This is a genomic window from Streptomyces sp. T028 (assembly GCF_048159505.1).
Classification (GTDB): domain Bacteria; phylum Actinomycetota; class Actinomycetes; order Streptomycetales; family Streptomycetaceae; genus Streptomyces.
Window position 1 is genome coordinate 198,769 of record NZ_JBLRVZ010000030.1, and the last position, 1,940, is coordinate 200,708.

The following is a 1,940-nucleotide window of genomic DNA, read 5'->3' on the forward strand; positions in this document are numbered from 1 at the left end:
CCGCTTCCGTCATCCCTCCCGGTAGAGCCTCTCCAGCCGGTCCACGACCGCGTGAATGGAGAAGACCTCGTCGATCGCGCGCCGGCCGGCGTCGGCGAGACGGTGGCGCAGGTCCGGGTCGGCGAGCAGCCGGCCCACCGCGTCGGCCAGCGCCTCGGGGCTGCCGTCGGTGACCAACGCCGCTTGCCTGCGGGCCAGTTCGGCCGCGATGCCGTTGCTGTCCGTGCACACGACCGGAGTTCCCTCGGCCAGTGCCTCAAGGACCGTCATCGGGAACGGCTCCTGCACGCTGGGCAGGACGTACACCGCGGCCCTGCGGTAGGCCTCCAGGGCCGCCGCGTGGTCGAGCGCGCCGCCGTAGGAGACCACGTCGGCGATGCCCCGGTCCCCGATCAGCCTGCGCACGCCGGGCAGCGATCCCTCGTCGGCGCCGTAGAGCGTGAAGCGGGCCCCGTCGAACTCCTTGTGGACCAGGGCGGCCATCTCGACGAACGCCTCGGGGCGTTTGCGCGGGTGCAGCCTGGCCAGGAAGATCACCTCGTGGTCGGCGGGCGCCCGGCCGGCGTCCGGCGCGGTGGACACCCGCAGGCCGTTGGGCAGGTCGACCAGCGGGGGGCCGTCCGGGCCCAGGACCGCGGACAGTTCGCGGCGCTCCCGCTCGGTGAGCACGAGACACGCGCGGGCGCCGCGCAGCAGGGGCACGAACAGCCGGTCGAAGACCCGCGCCACGGGGGCCGTGCGGGGCTCGACCATGCCGTGGGTCTGTGTGACGTAGTCCTTGCCCCGCAGCCGGGCCATGGCGAGAGCGGCGAGGGAGACGAGGTCGCGGCCCGCGTGCAGATGCACGGCGTCGGCGCGGCCGGTCTCCCGCCACAGGTCCCACAGCAGCAGCGGGTGCATGAGTCCGAGGCAGCCCCGGCCGGGGACGAGGCGCCGGGCCGGGCGGGAGACGAACGGGACGGTTCCGACCCGTCGCGGGGCCGGCGCCGCGCCCCTGCCCCGCCACAGCGACACCAGCCGGACGTCGTGGCCGCGGGCGGCGCACTCCTCGAGCTGGGCGGCCGCCACGCTCGTGGGACCGCCGAAGGCCCCGTCGTCGCTGACGAGCGTGACCACATGGACCAGTCTCATGCGGCTCCTCCCCGCGCGGGTGCGGCACCGGTCGTCAGCACCGCGCCGGCCGCCAGGTCCTGGTGGGCGACGGCGCCCGCGCCCACCACGGCCCCGCGGCCCACGGTGACCCCGCGCAGGACGACCGCGCGGGCCGCGACCCAGCTGCCCGGCTCCAGCCGGATGGGGCCGTTGTCGAACTCGAAGGTGGCGCTGCGGCGGCGGTGGCCGCCGGTGCAGAGCAGGGCGCTCTGGGAGACACAGGAGTCGTGGCCGATGGTGACCGGTTCGAGGTTGAGGATCCAGGCGTCCTCGCCGATCCAGACGTCGTCGCCGACGTCGAGTTTCCACGGCCAGTGGACGCGCACCCCGCGCCGGATCAGCACCCGCCGGCCGACGCGGGCGCCGAAGGCGCGCAGCAGGGGCGGCCGCCAGCGGGCCGGGAACCACCACTGGGTGAACAGCAGATGCTGGGCGGCGTACCAGGCGGCCTGCACCAGCGGAGGGCGCCCCTTGTCGTATCCGGCACCGGTGAAGCCGCGCAGGCGGCGTGCCACGACGGGCCGGTGCGCCGGGTCTGCGACGGAAGTGGTCTGTACCATGACGCGATCCTTCACGGCGGCGGGGACGAAGCACCCGTGCCGGCCGCGTGTTGGCGGCAGACCTGCCCGGATGGCGGACGTGGCCCCCGGGCCGGAACCCGGGGGCCGCATCGATCATTCCTGAGGGATGCCCTCCTAGGGCGTGTTTCGAAAGTCCCGCCTGCCCGGCGACGCCTGGCACGCACGCTCGCCGCGTTGTCGGGATCACCCCGATACATCCAGTATCGG

General features: G+C 74.8%; 2 protein-coding genes. Both read right to left on the reverse strand.

The window, feature by feature from the left end:
• Positions 1-9: 9 nt before the first annotated feature.
• Positions 10-1,131, reverse strand: coding sequence for a glycosyltransferase (locus tag ACLZN2_RS28780; RefSeq protein ID WP_416982167.1), 1,122 nt, complete (start codon positions 1,129-1,131; stop codon positions 10-12).
• The gene (locus ACLZN2_RS28785) at positions 1,128-1,712 is read right to left on the reverse strand and encodes a putative colanic acid biosynthesis acetyltransferase (protein ID WP_416982169.1); all 585 of its coding nucleotides are present in this window, start codon (positions 1,710-1,712) and stop codon (positions 1,128-1,130) included. The genes ACLZN2_RS28780 and ACLZN2_RS28785 overlap by 4 nt, the downstream gene beginning before the upstream one ends.
• Positions 1,713-1,940: the final 228 nt, after the last annotated feature.

Bases quoted from the DNA above. Each gene is read 5' to 3' on its own strand.
- ACLZN2_RS28780 (WP_416982167.1), bottom strand. From the start codon at position 1,131: ATGAGACTGGTCCATGTGGTCACGCTCGTCAGCGACGACGGGGCCTTC.
- ACLZN2_RS28785 (WP_416982169.1), bottom strand. From the start codon at position 1,712: ATGGTACAGACCACTTCCGTCGCAGACCCGGCGCACCGGCCCGTCGTG.